A 939-nucleotide genomic window follows, 5' to 3' on the forward strand; every position below is an offset into this window, starting at 1 on the left:
GTGCTGAGCCGTGACGGGGGCGAACCCATCGCAATGTACATCGTTCCCGATGACGCGGATGGCGACTATCGCGGGACCCTCGAACTGCTTGTCTCCGAGAGCTAAATGCCTTCGTGGATTTGGGAGATTGCCGACGGGCCTATGCCTGATATTCCCCTATGAAAGGAGGGGCGGTTCATCGTCCAGGGGATCTCAAGGCCGCGTGCGCTTGCCGAGCGCAGCCGGCCCTGCTCCGCTCCCGCGGTCCCGGCGGCAATCGGGTTCTCACCGCAGCGCCGCACCGCGAGAGGATCGCCGCCCGCATGGGGCGAAACCGCGAAGCGGGTTCGATGAGCGCAGCGAGCAGAGCCGTGCCCGTAGGGCCTCGCCCAGCATCTTTCCTGCGAGCAGCCTTGCGTCCGTCAACCGGAAAGGCACGTCTCCCACTTTCTTGATACACCCCGATATGGGCGTACCGCGCGCATCGCCACGAGGCGAGCCGTCGATCGCGGAAGAGCTTACTGAGCCATGGCGTAGATCACGACAGAACGCTTGGGCTGATCCATCATCAGAATGAATCGGCAACCAGCAACCGATTCATAGAAGTCGTTGGACCTTGAAATGGTAAAGCGCGATTCTGTCCCTATGATCGCGCAACCCTACCAGCTTTACGTCGAGCGGATGGTTCCCGCCAAGAACATGGCCCGGTTTTACGCCATGTCGATCGAGGTGACGCTGTTCGGAGACGTCTGCCTGACCCGTAGATGGGGGCGCATCGGCGCGCGCGGGCAGGTTATGCAACATCATTTCAACAAAGAGGAAGAGGCAGTGCAGCTCTTCCTGGAATTGCTGCGTAGCAAACGCACGCGTGGTTACGGCCCGCAAACGGGCGGCCGGCCGCATGATCGCCGGGCTCGGCGAACCTCATAGGCCGGTCGATCCGGCCTATGAGGTTAGGTG

The 939-nt window shown here is 61.8% G+C and carries 1 protein-coding gene; it reads left to right on the forward strand.

Annotation, left to right across the window (positions count from 1 at the left end; translation table 11 throughout):
• The first annotated feature begins 624 nt into the window (after positions 1-624).
• Positions 625-909 (forward strand): WGR domain-containing protein, encoded by a 285-nt coding sequence (locus CEV33_RS00645; protein WP_094538685.1) that lies wholly within the window; start codon positions 625-627, stop codon positions 907-909.
• Positions 910-939 lie beyond the last annotated feature (30 nt).

It is taken from the genome of Brucella grignonensis, assembly GCF_002252505.1.
Classification (GTDB): Bacteria; Pseudomonadota; Alphaproteobacteria; order Rhizobiales; family Rhizobiaceae; genus Brucella; species Brucella grignonensis.